This is a genomic window from Corynebacterium ammoniagenes DSM 20306, assembly GCF_001941425.1.
GTDB classification, from domain to species: Bacteria; Actinomycetota; Actinomycetes; order Mycobacteriales; family Mycobacteriaceae; genus Corynebacterium; species Corynebacterium ammoniagenes.
Genome location: NZ_CP009244.1, coordinates 856,120 through 873,955, shown reverse-complemented (window position 1 = coordinate 873,955; position 17,836 = coordinate 856,120). Strand labels below are relative to the sequence as shown.

Below are 17,836 nucleotides of genomic sequence, written 5' to 3'. Positions count from 1 at the left end.
ACGCGACTGACTTTATTGCAGATCTTGGAAAATATCTGTTAGACACTCCGTAATTTCACAGCCAATAAACCAACCGATATTTTCCGGGGGTAAAAGCACTAGGAGCCAAAGCCCTAACGAGTATAGAGGTGATCAATCGCATCGGCATAGCGTTGCGCCACGACATTGCGCTTGACCTTCAACGTTGGGGTCAGCTCATCTTCTTCCTCGGTGAGATCCGCTTCCAAGATATAGAATTTCTTGATTCCCTCGGCATGGGAGACCGTCGCGTTGACATCATTGACTGCGTCTTGAATCTCCGCGCGCAGCTGAGGTTCCGTCGCTAAGTCCTTGATATTGCGATTTTCTGGAATATTGTGCGTGAGCTTCCAGCGCGTTAAAGCATCCGAATCCAAGGTCACCAATACGCCCACGAAAGGCTTGCCGTCGCCGACCACCATGGCTTGGGAAACCAGTGGGTGCGCACGCAAGATATCTTCCATCGGTCCGGGTGAGACATTCTTGCCGCCCGCGGTCACGATGAGATCCTTCTTGCGGCCGGTGATCATCAGCTTGCCGTTATCTAAAATCTCGCCCAGGTCGCCGGTGTTGTACCACTCGCCTTCCATGGCTTCCGCGGTAGCTTCCTCGCTATTCCAGTAGCCAGCAAAGACGGTGGGACCTTTAACCAGGATTTCACCGGCCTCATTGGTCCGCAGTGACATTCCGCCAATCGGTGGGCCGACGGTGCCAATCTGCTGGTCGTCAAAATCCACGGTGGCAGCGGCGGCGACCTCGGTCAGGCCATAGCCTTCATAAACCGGCACGCCGATGCCACGGAACCAGTGCAGCAGGTCCTGGCTCATGGCAGAACCACCGGTGATGCAATAGCGCACCGAGCCGCCCACGCCTTCGCGAATCTTGGAGTAGACCAGACGGTCAAACACGCGCTGCTTGGCCTTTTGCACCTTGGTTGGGCCCTCTTCGGTATCGAGCGCCTTGGAATATTCAATGGCTGACTGCTCTGCTTGTTCAAAAATGCCGCGCTTAATGGCAGAGCCATCCGCCGCCTTTTGCGCCGCCGAGTTGCGGACCTTTTCAAATACACGAGGCACGCCCAAAATCAGGTTCGGGCGGGAACGCTGGAACTCTACCGACAGTGAGGAGAAATCAGACCAGTGGTTCTGGGTAGCGCCACCGATGGCCACTGCCAACGACACCGCGCGGGAGAAGACGTGCGCCATGGGCAAAAATGTCAGCACGCGTGAGCCTGGAACCGCGATGGCACCAATGGGGTTGGTCAATAGCCCACGTACTTCCGCCAACCAGTTGGTGTGGGTCAAAATGCAGCCCTTGGGCTTGCCGGTGGTGCCGGAGGTATAAACCAAAGACGCTAAATCATCAGAAGAGGTCGCCGCGATGCGCTTTTCTACTTCTTCGTCTGACAGGGTGCGGCCTTCAAATTTCAAGGTATCGATAGCCGAGGAGTTAATTTCTAAAATGCGGCGCAGCTTGGAAGTGGAGCCGGCTAAAGAGGGGTTGCCCGAGGCATCGACAAGCAAATGCTGCACTAACTCCGTGTGGTCTGTGCTTTCTGTAATTGCTAATACTGCCCCGGAATCTTCTGCCATCCAGCGCACCTGCGACAGCGAGGAAGAAGGATATACCGGCACGGACGCCGCACCGGCAGCCCAGACCGCGAAATCTAGCAGCGACCACTCGTACCGGGTCTCTGAGATAATCATGACGCGATCGCCTTGCTCCACGCCCGCGGCAATAATGCCTTTGGCCACGTCATATACTTCGCGGATAAACTCTTTCGCGGTGACATTAACCCACTCATAATTAGCTGGGCGGGTAAACATCACGCCGTGCGGACGTGCCTTGGCGGTGTCCATCAAAGCGGTCAGGCAGGTCTCATTGGGCAGGATTTCAAATTCTGCCGGGGTATGGGTTTCTTGCAAAGTCACAGCTGAGCCCTTCCATATGGCTTCGAGGCGAAAATAACTCGTCCCAGCTTATCAATGCCAAAGGTGTGGCAGAATAGCGTGGTGTGACATACCGCCAATTGTTGGAAGAGCTCGCGAGCAACCACGGCATCTCCACTGGCTACTTTTCCCAAGGTGGCCCATGGATTGATGTTTCGGATGCCACGCTGGAGTACACCCTACGTGCCCTTGATGTTGATTTATCTCCCGAACCTGATGAGTCTGAGCTAACCACCCGGCTGTATTTGGACTACTTGGCGCGTGCTTCTCGCCCCCTTCCGCCTGCTGTGGTTGCTCCGGCGGGTACGGAGAAGTCCTTTGATGTCCACGTGCATGATGGCTCGTCCGCGAAAGTTCATATCGTCCTGGAGCACGGCGGGCAGCGTGAGGTTTTTCAAGACGCCAATGACACCGCGCCCGTGGACGTCGATGGCACGTTGTGGGGCGAGGCCACCTTCCACATCCCTGGGGATTTGCCGCTGGGCTTTCACCAGCTGCAGCTGCGCTCCGATGGCTTTGAGCGCGTCTACTCCTGCCCGCTGATTATCACCCCGCAGCGGTTGACCACCGCGGATAAGTACGTCGACTCTCCTGTCTCCGGGATGATGGCACAGCTATATTCCGTGCGCTCGGAGAAATCCTGGGGCATGGGAGATTTTGGCGACTTAGGCGATCTGGCAGAAATCGCGGCGAAGAAGGCCGGGGCAGATTTTCTGCTCATTAACCCCTTGCATGCGGCACAGCCGGAGCCACCGGTAGAAGATTCCCCGTATCTTCCCTCCACGCGCCGGTTTATCAATCCCATCTACTTGCGCATTGAAGATATCCCGGAGCTAGAGCTTCTCGATGCCCCCTTGCGCGCCGACGTCGCCGAAATCGCCGAAGAGTTTCGCGAACGCAATCACAGCGCCGAACCCATCGAGCGCAACCCGATTTTTGAAGCCAAGCTTGCCGTCTTGCGTGAGCTGTTCGCCTTGGAACATGCCCCGGAGCGCACGGAGCAATTTCACGAGTTCACTCGCGCTGAAGGTGAAGGTCTGGTCTATTTTGCACAGTGGTGCGCGCGCAATGAAGCCGTCTCGGGCCGGCATGCGATGGACGATGAAGAAGACCACGAACATTCCATCGCGTTTTATTCTTGGCTGCAGTTTTTATGCGATGAGCAACTGCGTACCGCGCAGCTTCGCGCCCGTAAGGCAGGAATGAAAATCGGCATCATCACCGATTTGGCCGTCGGAGTGCACCCCGGTGGCGCGGATGCGGAAATCTTAAGCGAATACTTGGCGCCGCAAGCATCGGTTGGTGCCCCGCCAGATGATTACAACCAGCAAGGCCAAGACTGGTCACAACCGCCGTGGCATCCGGTGCGCCTGGCTGAATCTGGCTATAAACCATGGCGGGAGATGCTGGCCACGGTGCTGCGCAACGCCGGTGGTGTTCGCGTGGACCATATCTTAGGGCTATTTCGCCTGTACTGGATTCCGCGCATGTCCCCGCCGACCTCTGGCACCTATGTCGCCTATGACTTTGAGGCCATGTTGGGCATCCTAGCGCTGGAAGCTGAACGCGCCGGTGCTGTGGTCATCGGCGAAGACTTAGGAACCATGGAACCGTGGATTCAAGACACCTTGCGCGAGAAGGGCTTTTTGGGCACCTCGATTGTGTGGTTTGAACGCGACCACGATGGCTCTCCCCTGCCGCAGGATAAATACCGCCCCTTGGCGCTGTCCTCGGTGGGCACCCATGATCTTCCGCCGACCTTGGCCTATCTCGGCGGTGAGCACATTACGCTGCGCGATCGCCTGGGACTATTTACCCGCCCCGTTGAGGATGAAGTGGCCGAAGATATGGCATTTCAAGCACAGGTTCTTCACCGCATGTCAGATACCGGGCTGCTGCCAGAGCGCGACTTTGCGCATCTCTCGCGCAAGGAACGCGGCAATCCCACGCAGCTGATGGGTGCCCTGCACGCGTTTATTGCCGGTACCCCGTCGGCGCTGACGTGCACCAACTTGGTGGATATGGTCGGTGATATCCGCGCACAAAACCAGCCCGGAACCACCAGTGATCTCTACCCCAACTGGTGCATTCCGCTGTGTGATTCCGAAGGACATCCCGTGCTCATTGAGCAGCTAGCAAACAATGCGCTATTTCAAGCCATCACGGCAACGAGCAAGCGCACAGTTTAGAAGATAAGCCCCCACAGCGCGGCGATGATAATGAGCACGAACATTGCCCGCAGGGTGACTTTGACCCAGGATTTTGGCAGCGCGCGCTTGCGCTTGACCACGGGAACAGGTGGCGCAGGCTCCGGAACGGCGGTTTCCTCTTTAACCGGTTCTTCCTGCGTATCGCGTTCTGGATCCCACAGGCCTTCGCGGGGGTCGTAGCTAGGGTCTAGGTTAAAAGGCAAAATATCATCGAAGCCAACCCGTTCCGCATTCTTGTCCTCAGCAGGTTCGTGAGCTTGCTCGCGCGAGGGGCGGGCGGAGGAATTCTCAGGGTTGGAATCCGGGTTCGGTTCTGACGTTGACACGTCTTTCATTCTAGCCCGTGACCGTCGAATCAGACGAAACTACGCGGCGGATCACTTTGCCCAGCAGGTCTATTACGAGCATCAACACCCAGGCCAGCACCACCAGCGCGGGAATGCCCACCAAGATGATCGTGCCCATCTGCTGCCACACGGCCGCTGCGACAAAAGGCTGCGTGAGCGCGTCGCTAAAATTCCTAAACCATTCCATCCCGGATGACTTTAGCTGACATATGCGCCAAAACCGCTAAACTGAGTGACCATGTCTACTGTGCTCGTTCATGCTCCAGCGGGAATCTATCAAGGTCTAAGTCGCGATGGCGTCAACTACTTTCATTCCATTGATTTTCTGGATTTAGAATCTCGCTTCGCCCCTGCTCACCCAGCAGCATTTGAGCCACAGCGCGAGTTCGATGCCACCGTGATGCGCCCAGACGAAGTCGCATTGAGCATCACCACGCCGGAAGATTCCCGGCCAGGTTCGGATCATCCCGTGGTGGTCTATATCCACGGCGGCCGCTTTGAATCCGGCACGCATGAAGATCCACGCGCCGAAGGCACCGCCAATGCCTTGCAAGGAGTAGTCCAAGTCCAACTGGGCTATCGCGTGGGATTTGAAGGTTTTGTTCAGTTTCCCGGCGATGAACCGCACGCTTACCGCGGTATCGATGATTGCCAAATCGGGCTGGAGTGGGTGCAGAAAAACATTGAAGCCTTCGGCGGGGATCCCACCAATGTCACCATCATGGGCCAATCAGCCGGTGCCACCACCGCGCTGTGGTTAATGCGCAAAGACCACTACCGCGGCAGCTTTCGCCGCGTAGTCGCCATGTCACCGTGCTACCCGCGGCATTCTTTCCAGCAACGCAAAGGCACCTTGCGCACCTTCTTCGGCAAACCGATTACGCGCAGGTCCTTTGAAAAGGCCTCCGACAAGCGCTTGCGCCGGACTTTTAAGATGTTTCGCACCCGCTATATTTTGGACATGGCTTTAGGCCCAGCACCGTTTGATCCTGATGAGCTTGCCGATGTCCCCGTGCTCTTAGCCTCCACGCGCGATGAGTTCTACCACGACATTGGTGGTAAATGGGCAGATAATCTGCGCGATAGCGCGTTTAAGCGATGGATTATTAAAAAGACGTCCATCTTGATGGGCCTGCGCAAAGAATCCTATGACCTGTGGAAGTATGCCGCCGATAAAATCGATCCAGAGCACACCATGGGCCGCAGCATTGGTGATACCCAAATTCGCCGCTGGGTCGCGTGGGCTGGCGATAGCGCACCGGGTGATACCTGGATGTTGGAATTTACCAAGTCCACCAAACCGGCACTGCACTGTGATGAGCTGCGCTATATCTTCGGCGTGCACACCGTAGATATTCGCGATGAGAAAAAGGCCGAGACCTCGCGCATTCTCAATGACTGGGTGCAGTCATTTATTAAAACCGGTGAGCCCAAGGGCCTTCCTCAGTACCGCGCGCAGTCAGAAGATGACTCGCGCACGGTGATGTGCTTCAACCTGCAAACGGGTGAATGCACACTCGAGCCAGGCACGCTGGACTATCTCTACCCGGCTTATCCCATGGACTTAGACGAGATGGGGTTCTAGCTTTCTAAAAGCGCTGCCCGCAGCCGGTCGAAGGCTAGTTCTTCCACCATCCACGGAGAAAATACGCCGGGGACAGCATCAACGGCAGAGATCACTTTGTCGATATCGACCCACACCATGGAATCTACTTCGGCCGGGTTGGGTTCAAACTCGGCATCGGCAGCAAGCTCGGTGATAAAGACCGGGCAGATTTCATTTTCTACAATGCCCGAAGAATCCACAGCGCGGTAGGCGAAATCTGGCAGGACTTCTACCGGCTCCGACAGATCATCGGCGTTGATGCCCAATTCGAAGGTGGCGCGGCGGTACACCGCATCCACATTGCTTTCGCCTGGAGCGGGGTGGCCACAAAACGAGTTGGTCCACACTCCCGGCCAAGTCTGCTTGGTCAAAGCCCGGCGCGTCAGCAGCAGCTGGCCATCACGGACGAGCCATGCGGAAAAGGCGAAGTGCAACGGCGTATCAGCGGTGTGTACAACCACTTTGTTTTCTGTTCCGGCGGGCTGGCCATTCTCGTCGGCGAGAACGACGACGTCTTCGGAACCTTCTGGAGTAATTTGTTCTTGCATTAGAGAGTCAGTGATCCTTCCCAGACGACATTGCCGATTTTCAAACGAGCATTCCACAAATTACCCGGCGCGACATCAAAGCGATACTGCAAATTGGTGGAAGCGCCAGCACCTAATGGTCGATCCAGACCGGGTGCGACGATATTGGTGTTGACATCCGGGTCATAAGGCAGCAGATCCACGCTGGTCCAGCCCCCATTGCCATCGGCTACTTCCAAGGTAGGGTCTTTAATGGAATCCGCAGGCAAAGGTAAGTCAGTGTCATTGCGCACCCTGATGGTCACAACCGAACCCGAAGTATTGTCCTGGTACGCTCCCTGGTTCCACCAGGTCACGCCATAGCCCTCGTCTTTGACCGGTTCACTCAGATCACCGGTGATCCGCTGCTCATCAGTGTCTTCTGGTTGGTATTTAGGTACCTCTGAAGTGCTGACAACTAAGTCCTCATCCGAGCCCAATCCACTCGGGTTGGGATCAAATAATGAGCAGCCGGCGAGGGCTACGCCCGCGATACTTACGCTGGCAATGGCGGATACAATGGCGCGGGATGATGGCACTTGAGGATCTGTTCCCTTCTGACATGACTCAAACTTCTTAGACCGCAGCTTAGTCTACCTACTCACAAATCAGGGCATCGTTTGTACAAAGATGGCATACTTTCCTGTCTGGATATCCCCATGTCTGAAATCAAATCTCTGGAGTATTAGTTCGTGAATTCTCTGGCCAAAATTTTAAAAAATGCGCAAGCATTATGGCCCTTTTATATCGGCGTCATCATCACCTCAGCAATTGGTGCTGCTTTAGCGCTCGCCTCCCCGTTCATCGTCCGTGAAGCAACAGACACCATCGTCTCCGCCTTGCGCGGTGATGAGATCATTCGCACGGCTCTGACCACGGTCTTGGGCTTTGCGTTATTGCTGTTGCTTGCCGATGCCTTAAACGGCGTTGTTAGAAACGTCGGCGGATATATCGGTGACGTGATGATCTCGCGCTTGCGACAGATTTTGTCCACGCGCTATTACGCCAAGCTGCTGAGCTTGCCGCAGGGATATTACGATAACCAGGTCACGGGCACCATCATTGCGCGACTTGATCGCTCAATCATGTTCATCACCCAGTTCTTACAGTCTTTTGCCAATAACTTCTTCACGATGCTCATCCAGGTCATCGCGATTTTGGCCATCACGGCCTTTTACTATTGGCCACTGGCTATCTTGTTGGCGATCCTCTTCCCCATCTATATGTGGCTGACGGCGCTGACTTCCAGGCGCTGGTTGAAGTATGAAAAGACGAAAAATGAGCACATCGACGTAGCCAATGGCCGCTTTGCCGAGGTCGTCGGCCAGATGAAGGTTGCAAAGTCTTTCGTCGCCGAGGTCCGTGAGCTTGATGTCTTCTCCAAGCATTACCGCGAATATGTCTCCACCACACGCCCGCAGTCGCGCTGGTGGCACACGATGGATACCTTCCGCAGCTTGGCGATGGCCGTGGTTTTCTTCGGCATCTACGCCGTTATTTTCTGGCGCACCCTCGAGGGCCATTTCTCCATCGGTGACATGGTCATGCTCATTCAAATGGTCACCATGGCCAAGCAGCCGGTGTTCATGATGAGCTGGATGGTCGATTCCGCCCAGCGCGCTATCGGCGGCTCGCGCGAGTACTTCCAGGTCATGGAACACGACGTGGAACCTACCGTCGATCAAACACTTATCGATGCCACCCGCGCGATTAATGAACCAGAGCTCGATACCTCGCAGGTGCAGCCACTACCGCTTCCCGATGACGTTTCCGAGCCCATCTTCGAATTCGACGATGTGACCTTCGCGTACGAAGAAGACAAGCCGGTCATCCAAAGCGTGAGCTTTACAGCGCACCGGGGCGAAAAGGTCGCACTCGTCGGTGAATCCGGCGGCGGCAAGTCCACCCTGGTCAACTTGATGTTGGGCCTGTATCAGCCCAGCCATGGCACGCTCAATGTCCTAGGACATAATGCCAATGACTTAACCACCGCGCGGTTGCGCGCATCCGTCGGCGTGGTCTTTCAGGAGGCCTTCTTATTCTCCGGCTCGATTCGAGAAAATATTGCTTACGGCAAACCCGATGCCACCGAGGAGGAAATCCTCGAAGTCGCCAAACGCGCTAATGCCCACGAGTTCATCCAGGCCTTCCCGCAGGGCTATGACACCATCATCGGTGAGCGCGGCCTGCGCCTATCCGGTGGTCAGAAACAGCGCGTCGCCGTCGCTCGCGCCATGCTCAAAGACGCGCCCATTTTGGTACTCGATGAAGCAACCTCGGCGTTGGACACCAAGTCGGAGCGCGCTGTGCAGGCTGGTTTAGAAGAGCTGATGAAAGATCGCACGACGTTGATCATTGCTCACCGCCTGTCCACCATCGCGAATGTCGACACGATTATCACCCTGGATAAGGGCGCGGTGGATGAGAAGGGCTCGCCGGCGCATCTTTCCACCACCGGTGGTATCTACGCACAGCTGCTCCAATTGACTGCGTCAACGTCCGAGGCTGACCGGGAGCGGTTGAAGAAATTCGGCTTTTCTCACGAGACTGAATCCAGAACCGAAGAAGAGGTTACTGAGGACTAGGGTGGAAACTATGAAGTTTCCTACTCAAGATGAATTACGTGCCCGCTTTACCCGCAAATGGACTCAGTTTGAACCGGATGTTTTGCCCCTGTTTATTGCTGAGTCCGACTTTCCCACCGCGCCAGCTGTAAAAAAGGTCCTGCTCGACTACACCGAGCGCGAGTGCTTTGGCTACAGCCCTGCCCCAGGCGCAGTCGGCCTTGGTGATGCCGTCGCGGATTTCCACGAATCCCGCTATGACTGGCGCCCCGATCCCAAGAAGGTTTTCTGGATTGGTGACGTCGTCCGCGGACTCTTACTCGGCATCCAATACTTCACGCGCCCGGATTCCCCCGTGGTTGTCCCGCTTCCGGCCTACCCACCATTTCTGGAATTGCCGGAGACCGCAGGCCGTGAGCGCATCGATGTCGGCGTAACACCATCGAATGGTGATGTGCAGCCCGGTGAGAAGCCACGGCTAGACCTCGAAGCCATTGAGCACGCCTTTGCCGATGGCGCCGGATCTATTTTGCTGGCCAATCCTTTTAACCCGCTGGGCTATGTCTTTGATGAAGACCACCTGCGCGAACTCGTTGCCCTGGCAGATAAATATGATGCGCGCATTCTCTCCGATGAAATTCACGCACCGCTAGTTCTTAACGGCCAACACATCTCGATTGCCGGTTTGTCTGACACCGCAGCGCGCGTGACCATGACGATAACCGCCACCTCTAAGGCATGGAACTTCGCCGGACTCAAGTGTGCGCAGATCATCTTCTCCAATGACAAAGATGTCGAAACCTGGAATTCTCTTCCCCACGTGGCACAAGATGGCGTGGGCACCTTAGGCATCATCGCCGCCGAGGCCGCCTACCGCGATGGCATCTCCCACTTGGATGAAGAAGTCGAGTATCTTCGCACCACCCGCGACTGGTTGGTCGAAGAACTGCCAAAGCGCATTCCGGGCCTTATTACCTCCAAGCCCGACTCGACCTATTTAATGTGGCTGGATTTCCGCAATACCGCAATCGGGGAAAAGGAATACCCCGCAGCCTGGCTCGTGCAACATGCGCGCGTGGCATTTAACGAAGGCGTGACGTTCGGCGAAGGCTTTACTGGCCAAGCACGCTTGAATTTTGCGACCTCACCGGAGATTCTCGAAGAAGCAATTGACCGCGTAGCACAGGCTATTGCCAAGGCTGACGCCTAGAAAATATTGCTATCTCATACTACGGAATGTAATATCCCACCCACTGACTAAGCGTGAATTTATTCGCGCTTATTTAATTTCATCTGTTCGCTATCAACCCAAAGGACGGGCACTTTAATGTCTGATACCGTCGCGTCTCCAGCCGCGAAGTCTAAGATGCCTTCGCCGTTGCTTACCATCGGCATTGCCTCGTTAACCCTGTTTTCGATGTTCTTTGGTGCCGGTAACCTTATTTTCCCACCGATGGTGGGCGTAAGCTCCGGTACCAACTTCTGGCCTGCAATCATCGGCTTCCTCATCGCCGGTGTGCTGCTACCAGTAGCAGCCATTGTGGCAATTGCCATCTCGGGTTATAGCGTGCGTGACTTGGCTTCTCGCGGCGGCGCCTTATTCGGTGTCATTTTTTCCGTCATGGCATACCTGTCCATCGGTGCTTTCTACGCGCTACCGCGTACTGGTGCCGTTGCCATGGAAACTGCGGTGACCCCGTTAGTTGGTTGGGAAGGCACAGCGGCCAATGGCATTTTCAATGTCATCTTCTTCGGCATTGCCCTCCTGCTGTCCTGGAAGCAAAACTCCGTCATTGACATCCTGGGACGCTTTTTAACCCCAGCGCTGGTCATCCTGCTGATCGCGTTGATCTCACTGGCAATCTTCAACTATGAGCGCATCCCTGGCGTACCGACGGAAGAATACGCCTCTAGCCCCACGGTCACTGGCCTCTTTGAGGGCTACAACACCATGGACGCCATCGCCGGTTTGGCCTTCGGTATCGTCATCATTGGTTCCCTGCGTGCCAAAGGTTTTGGCAGCGGCGGTACCTTGATCCGCTCGACCATTATCACCGGGATTATCGCCGGCATCCTGCTGGCTGCCATCTACCTAGGCCTGGGCTACATGGCGCAGACCGTTCCGAATGGTCAGTCATATGACTCCGGCGCGCAGCTGCTGGCGGACTCCGCCAACCTCACCATGGGCACCCCAGGTCAGACCATCTTTTCCTTGATCGTCATCTTGGCGTGCTTGACCACCGCGGTCGGTCTGATTTCTGCCACCTCGGCGTTTTTCAACACTTTGGTTCCGAAACTGAACTACCACACCTGGGCGATCATCTTCACGGTCTTGTCCATCGCGATCGCATTCCGTGGCCTCGATGCGGTTATGGCCGTGGCAGTACCGTTCATTACCTTCTTGTACCCACCCGCAATCACCTTGATTGTGCTCACCTTGGTACAACCTCTGGTGCGCAAAGTCGTCGGATTCTACTGGACTTACCGTCTCGCTCTGTGGGCATCCGTTGTCTGGTCCGCCCTGACAACCATTGCAGCCCAGGGCTGGGGAACAAATATCCTCGAGCCAGTGTTGAACCTATCGCCGGGTCAGGATTTGGACCTAGGCTGGATTGCTCCCACGTTTATCGTGCTGCTTATCGGTGTCATCATTGACATCGTCACGAAAAGCTCACGACGCGAGGAGCACAAGGCCCCGTATTCTGACTAGAACTTAAACGCTTACAAGGCTTTATTCTCCTGCCCCGCAGCCTGGAAAGGTATTTCCAGATAGCGTGGGCAGGAGAATTTGTTTTTGTCCCCTCGAAAATATTTGTTGGAGAAGATTTTAAATGACCGAACCGACTAGCACGTCGCGCGCACACCTATCTGTCCTGGATTTTTGCACCATCTACGAGGGTGAAACTCCACAAGCATCCATCGAGCACTCGGTGGATCTCGCGCAACGCGCAGAGGAATTAGGTTATTCCCGCATCTGGTACACCGAGCACCACAATATGCCATCGATCAGCTCCTCTAGCCCTGCCGTGCTGATTGCGCACATCGGCGCTAAGACCAACTCCATTCGCTTGGGTGCCGGCGGAGTCATGCTGCCCAACCACGCGCCATATGTCATCGCTGAACAGTTCGGCACCTTGGAAGAGATGTACCCAGACCGCATTGATCTGGGCCTAGGCCGCGCGCCAGGTACAGACGCACAAACCCTCGGTCGTGCACTGCGGCGCGACTTCAACGCCGCGGAGCAATTCCCCGACGATGTTCGTGAGTTGCAGGCGTATTTGGCGGATAAGTCTCCTATCCCTGGCGTGCAGGCGGTTCCAGGTGCTGGCACCAATGTCCCGCTGTACATTCTAGGCTCCTCGATGTTTGGCGCCTCCTTAGCCGCAAAGTACGGCCTGCCTTATGCCTTTGCCTCCCACTTCGCGCCGACGCACTTGGAGCAGGCAACCCGCTACTACCGCGAGAATTTCCAGCCCTCTGAGGTACTCGCCGAGCCTTATGTCATCGCTGGCGTCAACGTCACCGGCGCCAAGACAAAGGAAGCAGCCGATGAGCTCTTTGAACAGGTCTGCTTCAACCGCGTGCGCAGCATGGTCGGCCGCGGCCGCTACCTCACCGATGAGCAGGTAGAACAAATCGTCGCATCCCCACAGGGACAGCAGATTCTGGATATGCTCAGCTACTCCGCTATTGGTACCGAAGAGCACATCCGTGAATACCTCACGCACTTCCAGGAGCTCGCCAGCGCCGACGAGCTCATGATTTCTGTTCAGGCCACATCCCGTGAGACCACCTTGGAGGGTCTCGATATTTTGGCGCGCGCATGGGAGCTGGATCCAGCTCGTACTGCTGGCCGTCCAGGCAGCAACTAGAAACTTTCCACGCGAAAAGTCAACACTTATCGCCCCACCCCACTTCGTTTAATGGGGGCAAGGAAAACGAAGTGGGATGGGGCGTAAGTTTTCTACCCAGCAGGAATTTCAATCGTTAAGAAATTGCCAGCGAACAGGCATGTTCCAGACATTGAAATAAATAAAATAGATTGTAGTCAGCGCCGGTGGGTGTACCCAGTTGTCAAAGGCTGTGGGAATCTACACCCTGCTTCCAAAGTTGTGTTGGAGTTCCGATAAGGTAGTGAGGTGACGATCTCAGCATCGTCGACTTCTATGTATATATCTTCACAACTCTAAACTGCCATCTGGAGAAGTACTATCTATACAGCCGAAAAACTTACTTATCAGCGTTTTTAGCTAAACAGTTTTCTCGTGATAACTGCCGTGTCACGGGAGTAGCTTTGCACTGTTTCTATAGCAAACGCATTTTTTATTACACACTGCCACATAAGCTATTGGTGACGACTTTCTGCGGAAAGTCGATTTACCTATTTGCGAAATCCTAAACCCTGCCTAATTAGGTCAGGCCCCGAAAACTATTAGAGGAGCCACTTTCGATGTCCGCCCGCCGTGCGCCTCAGCAGCACATCAAAATTGCCGAACACCTACGAAATAAAATTCTGTCGGGTGAGATACCAGCGGGTAGCCTGTTGCCATCGGAAGCCGAACTCTGCGAGGAGTTCGATACCTCGCGCGGACCCGTCCGGCAAGCATTAGCGTCCTTGCGCACAGAAGGCGTCATTTCCTCGGGTCGCGGACGGCGTTCGGTAGTCCTGCCGCACGAGAAGACCGAAACTTTTGAAACTTTTATTTCCAACCACGATTGGATTGAATCCAACGGTTGGGAACCTAGTTCCAAGACCTTGTGGATGGCGCGCTGCCCCGCTCCGGCGGAAGTCGCCAAAATGCTGACTATTAACGAAGAAGACCCGGTTGTCTACCTACACCGTGTTCGTTACGCCAATGGCAGCCCGATTGCTATTGAGCGCAGCTACTTCACTCTCCCAGTGGGCAAGCACGTGTTGTATATGGATCCCGATCAGGGCTCCTTGCACGCGAAGCTTCGCGATGTCGGGATCGGCCTAGATCACGGCCGCCGCGAAATGTTCGGTCAAGCAGTCAGCGAAGAAGAGGCTCAGCTTTTAGACATTGAGCCAGGCGCCTTGGCGATGATGTCCAAGTTGTTGCTTTCAGATCATAATGGCACCCCGATTGAGTACACGGAAATGCTGCACATTTTTGAAGGCTTGACCATTACTTATAACTACATCGCGGGCACGCCATCACCGCTGAATCTTTCCATGCGTCATTCCCAGCGCTTTACGAGCTAGGTAGATTCCACTTTTTCTCAGGCATTCGTTACTCTGCCTATATGAGATCGCCCACTAGAAGTCTGCGACGGCTTCTACATCTCCCCGCCTGCGCGCTGATAACAGCCACTGTTTTGACTGGATGCGCAGCGGGGCATACTGCTGTTGTCAATCCACAAGACTCAGATGCCGCAGCAATTACCATTGCGATGACCTCGGCTGCCACCTCGTTGGATTTCACAACCACCGGTGGTGCCGCAATTCCGGCGGCACTCATGGACAATGTCTATGAAACGCTGGTGACCATCGACCCAGAGTCCGGCGATATCATCCCCCGCTTAGCTAGTTCGTGGGATACCTCCGAGGATGCCACGACCTATACTTTCCACCTGCGCGATGATGTGGAATTTTCCAACGGAGATAAATTCACCGCCGAGACCGCGAAATTTTCCATCGACTACGTCCAAAATGAGTGGTCGAATGGCATCGCTGCACAGATGGAACCGGTCGAATCGGCCGAAGTCATCGATGACTACACCTTAGAAGTAACGCTTAGCCAACCATCGCAGTCTTGGTTGTGGAATATGTCTACGGCGATTGGGGCGATGATGACGCCTGGGGGCATCGACAAGCTAGCAACAGAACCCGTAGGCACGGGTCCCTATGAACTTGGGCGATTTGCCACGGGTGAATTTATCGCGCTCGAGCCCAATACCAATTACTGGGGCGAGCATGCCGACTCGCCCGTGACCATTTCTTATTATCCGGATGCTTTAAGCTCGATTAATGCCTTGCAGGCCGGCCAAGTTGATGTGGTCTGGGGCATGCAAACTCCGGAGCTGCTGAACACCCTGCCGGAAGATTTCGACGTCGAGGTGGGCACCACCAACGGCGAAATTTTGCTGTCGATGAACAATAACGCAGCGCCTTTCGATGACCCTAAGGTCCGCCAAGCAGTCTCTTATGGCGTTGACCGCGAGGCGATTAATGACGTGGTCTGGGAAGGCCTCTCCGAAGATACCGGGGGGCAACCTGTGCCGCCGACTGACCCGTGGTTTAGTGAGAAGAACTTCTACGAGTTCGATCCCGCCAAGGCACAGCAGCTGATGGAAGAAGCGGGTGCTGTCGGAACTGACCTGACCTTGACGCTGCCCACGGTGCCCTATGCCCAAATTGCTTCGGAGCTTTTGTATTCCCAGCTGACGGAGATTGGCTTTGATGTCACCTTGGAATCGGCAGAATTCCCCGCGGTGTGGCTGGGCCAGGTCATGGGCGCGCAGGATTATCAGATGTCTTTGATCTCGCACGTGGAACCACACGATATCCCGGTGCTTTTTGGAAACCCCGAGTATTACTTGGGCTATGATTCCGCGCAGACCCAAGAGCTATTAGCCGCTGCGGATGCCGCGGATTCCCCGGAGCGTTACCACGAGCTGATGAAAGAGGCCGTGGACGTCATCATGGATGATGCTGCGGCGCTGACCTTGATGAACATGCCCAATATCGTCATCTCTGACCCTGGCATTTCTGGCCTACAGGTCAATGCGGTTACTGACGCCGTGGTATTGCGCAGTCTCAACGCGGAGGATGCCTCATGACAATCCTAAAGGTACTTCTTCGCTATGTGCTTACGCTTTTTACCGCATCTATTCTGATCTTTTTGCTCATGCGCGCAGTGCCCGGCAACCCGGCGCGCGTGGCTTTGGGTGTCAACGCCACCGATGAGTCCGTGGCGGAGCTAACCACCGCGATGGGACTCGACCGCCCGCTGCTGGTGCAATACGGCGATTGGATGGGAGGGTTGCTCACCGGTGATTTCGGGACCTCGCTGTCTTCGCAACAAGACATCACGGCGCAGGTGCTCGACCGCGCGCAGGTCTCGCTCATCCTCGTGGTGGCGGCGTTGCTTTTGGCGTTGGTCATCGCCATTCCCATTGGCATGTGGACCGCGCGTCGCTCGCGGCATATCGATGCTTCCATCGTTGCCGCTATCACCCAGCTGGGCATTGCTATTCCCAGCTTCCTCGTCGGCATTGGTTTAACCGCGTTCTTCGCGCTTAGTTTGGGCTGGTTGCCGGCCAATGGCTGGTCGCCGCCGAATCAGGGGTTCGGCGCTTTCCTCTCGCACTTGATCCTGCCCGTGATTGCTCTAGCCTTGGTTCAAGGTGCAATTTTAAGCCGCTATGTGCGCTCGGCGATTTTGGATGTTCTTAACCAAGACTTCATGCGCACCGCCCGTGCCCTGGGCCAATCTCCCGGCCAGGCGCTGTGGCGGCACGGACTGCGCAACGCTGCCCTGCCGGTGTTGACGGTAGCGGGCGTGCAATTTACCACGCTCATTGTCGGCGCCGTGGTCATCGAAGCAGTCTTTGTCATTCCTGGCCTCGGCACCATGCTTCTCGATGCCGTCTCCGTCCGCGATGTCACCACCGTCCAATCCTTGGTCATGCTGCTGGTGGCGTTTACCCTAACAATTAATGCGCTCACGGATGCCGCCTACCGCATTATTGATCCCCGCCTGCGCGAAGGAGCACAATCATGAGTTTGCTGCGACGTCTTTCGCCTAGCGGGTGGCTAGGCCTTCTCATCGTCGGCGCCACCATTGTTATCGCCCTGCTGTCTTTGGTGTGGACTCCCTATGACCCGCTATTGGCCATGCCGGCCGAGCGCCTGCAAGGCAGTAGCGCTGAGCACCTGCTGGGCACCGACCGCTTTGGCCGCGACGTGCTCTCACGTCTGATGGTCGGCGCGCAGATGACGCTCTTTGTCGGCATCATCGCCGTTGCTATCTCTGCCCTTGTCGGCATCCCGCTGGGTATTGCCGCCGGCATGCGCCGCGGCACGTTCCTCGATTCACTAGTCATGCGCACCGCCGACTTGCTGCTCGCCTTCCCCGCGCTGCTGCTCGCTATTATCGCTGGTGCCGTGTGGGGCCCGTCCACGCTGACCGCGATGATCGCCATCGGTGTCGCAGGAATTCCCTCTTTCGCACGCGTCGCCCGTTCAGGCACCTTGCAGGTCATGTCCCAGGACTTCATCGCCGCAGCACGGGTGTCCAAAGTATCGGAGTTGGGCATTGCTCTTCGCCACGTCTTTCCCAATATTTCCGGCCTGGCCATTGTGCAAGCTTCCGTTTACTTTGCGCTCGCCATCTTGGCCGAGGCTGCGCTGAGCTACCTCGGTTTGGGAACCGCTCCCCCGGCCGCATCCTGGGGTCGCATGCTCCAAGATGCTCAATCGCTGCTCACCGTCCAACCTAGCTTGACGTTGTGGCCAGGTCTAGCAATCGCGCTGACGGTTTTAGGCTTTAATTTGCTTGGCGATGCCCTCCGCGACGTTTTAGATCCGCGCCATCACACCACAAGGAATTGAT

15 protein-coding genes are annotated in these 17,836 nt (G+C 55.8%); 10 read left to right on the top strand and 5 right to left on the bottom strand.

The window, feature by feature from the left end:
* Positions 1 to 113 precede the first annotated feature (113 nt).
* On the bottom strand, positions 114 to 1,949 hold the full coding sequence (locus CAMM_RS04095; protein ID WP_003849328.1) for an AMP-dependent synthetase/ligase: 1,836 nt from the start codon (positions 1,947 to 1,949) through the stop codon (positions 114 to 116).
* A gap of 83 nt (positions 1,950 to 2,032) precedes the next feature.
* Here CAMM_RS04095 and CAMM_RS04090 point away from each other — a divergent pair, with 83 nt between their 5' ends.
* Complete coding sequence (locus tag CAMM_RS04090; RefSeq protein ID WP_003849330.1) at positions 2,033 to 4,156, top strand: 4-alpha-glucanotransferase; 2,124 nt, start codon at positions 2,033 to 2,035, stop codon at positions 4,154 to 4,156.
* Here CAMM_RS04090 and CAMM_RS12760 read toward each other — a convergent pair.
* Together CAMM_RS12760 and CAMM_RS04080 are read right to left on the bottom strand one after the other, a co-directional pair.
* The gene (locus tag CAMM_RS12760) at positions 4,153 to 4,512 is read right to left on the bottom strand and encodes a hypothetical protein (protein WP_003849332.1); all 360 of its coding nucleotides are present in this window, start codon (positions 4,510 to 4,512) and stop codon (positions 4,153 to 4,155) included. The two genes, CAMM_RS04090 and CAMM_RS12760, sit on opposite strands and share 4 nt — an antisense overlap.
* A 1-nt stretch (position 4,513) precedes the next feature.
* The gene (locus tag CAMM_RS04080; RefSeq protein WP_003849335.1) at positions 4,514 to 4,711 is read right to left on the bottom strand and encodes a hypothetical protein; all 198 of its coding nucleotides are present in this window, start codon (positions 4,709 to 4,711) and stop codon (positions 4,514 to 4,516) included.
* Positions 4,712 to 4,762: 51 nt separating this feature from the next.
* On the opposite strand from CAMM_RS04080, the gene CAMM_RS04075 reads away from it, so the two are divergent.
* A complete protein-coding gene (locus CAMM_RS04075) occupies positions 4,763 to 6,109 on the top strand; it encodes a carboxylesterase family protein (protein WP_050759900.1) in 1,347 nt (448 codons plus the stop codon).
* Here CAMM_RS04075 and idi read toward each other — a convergent pair.
* Both idi and CAMM_RS04065 read right to left on the bottom strand, forming a co-directional pair.
* Positions 6,106 to 6,678 (bottom strand): isopentenyl-diphosphate Delta-isomerase, encoded by a 573-nt coding sequence (gene idi, locus CAMM_RS04070; RefSeq protein ID WP_003849341.1) that lies wholly within the window; start codon positions 6,676 to 6,678, stop codon positions 6,106 to 6,108. The two genes, CAMM_RS04075 and idi, sit on opposite strands and share 4 nt — an antisense overlap.
* On the bottom strand, positions 6,678 to 7,235 hold the full coding sequence (locus tag CAMM_RS04065) for a hypothetical protein (protein ID WP_050759901.1): 558 nt from the start codon (positions 7,233 to 7,235) through the stop codon (positions 6,678 to 6,680). Before CAMM_RS04065 ends, idi begins: the two co-directional genes overlap by 1 nt.
* A 153-nt stretch (positions 7,236 to 7,388) precedes the next feature.
* Between CAMM_RS04065 and CAMM_RS04060 the strand changes: the two genes are divergently transcribed.
* The 8 genes from CAMM_RS04060 (at position 7,389) to CAMM_RS04025 (ending at position 17,835) form a co-directional block, all read left to right on the top strand.
* On the top strand, positions 7,389 to 9,281 hold the full coding sequence (locus tag CAMM_RS04060) for an ABC transporter ATP-binding protein (RefSeq protein ID WP_003849346.1): 1,893 nt from the start codon (positions 7,389 to 7,391) through the stop codon (positions 9,279 to 9,281).
* Positions 9,282 to 9,291: 10 nt separating this feature from the next.
* Positions 9,292 to 10,470: a MalY/PatB family protein gene (locus tag CAMM_RS04055; RefSeq protein ID WP_003849348.1), complete on the top strand. Its 1,179-nt coding sequence runs from the start codon at positions 9,292 to 9,294 to the stop codon at positions 10,468 to 10,470.
* A 117-nt stretch (positions 10,471 to 10,587) separates the two neighbouring features.
* Entirely contained in the window at positions 10,588 to 11,970 is a 1,383-nt protein-coding gene (brnQ, locus tag CAMM_RS04050) for a branched-chain amino acid transport system II carrier protein (RefSeq protein WP_040356327.1), read from the top strand.
* A gap of 121 nt (positions 11,971 to 12,091) precedes the next feature.
* Positions 12,092 to 13,132, top strand: a complete 1,041-nt coding sequence (locus CAMM_RS04045; protein ID WP_003849353.1) for an LLM class flavin-dependent oxidoreductase — start codon at positions 12,092 to 12,094, stop codon at positions 13,130 to 13,132.
* Between the two features lie 578 nt (positions 13,133 to 13,710).
* On the top strand, positions 13,711 to 14,484 hold the full coding sequence (locus CAMM_RS04040; RefSeq protein WP_003849354.1) for a GntR family transcriptional regulator: 774 nt from the start codon (positions 13,711 to 13,713) through the stop codon (positions 14,482 to 14,484).
* A 188-nt stretch (positions 14,485 to 14,672) separates the two neighbouring features.
* Positions 14,673 to 16,061 (top strand): ABC transporter substrate-binding protein, encoded by a 1,389-nt coding sequence (locus CAMM_RS04035; protein ID WP_003849355.1) that lies wholly within the window; start codon positions 14,673 to 14,675, stop codon positions 16,059 to 16,061.
* Positions 16,058 to 17,005, top strand: coding sequence for an ABC transporter permease (locus tag CAMM_RS04030; protein WP_003849356.1), 948 nt, complete (start codon positions 16,058 to 16,060; stop codon positions 17,003 to 17,005). The genes CAMM_RS04035 and CAMM_RS04030 overlap by 4 nt, the downstream gene beginning before the upstream one ends.
* Entirely contained in the window at positions 17,002 to 17,835 is an 834-nt protein-coding gene (locus CAMM_RS04025) for an ABC transporter permease (protein ID WP_003849357.1), read from the top strand. The genes CAMM_RS04030 and CAMM_RS04025 overlap by 4 nt, the downstream gene beginning before the upstream one ends.
* Position 17,836 lies beyond the last annotated feature (1 nt).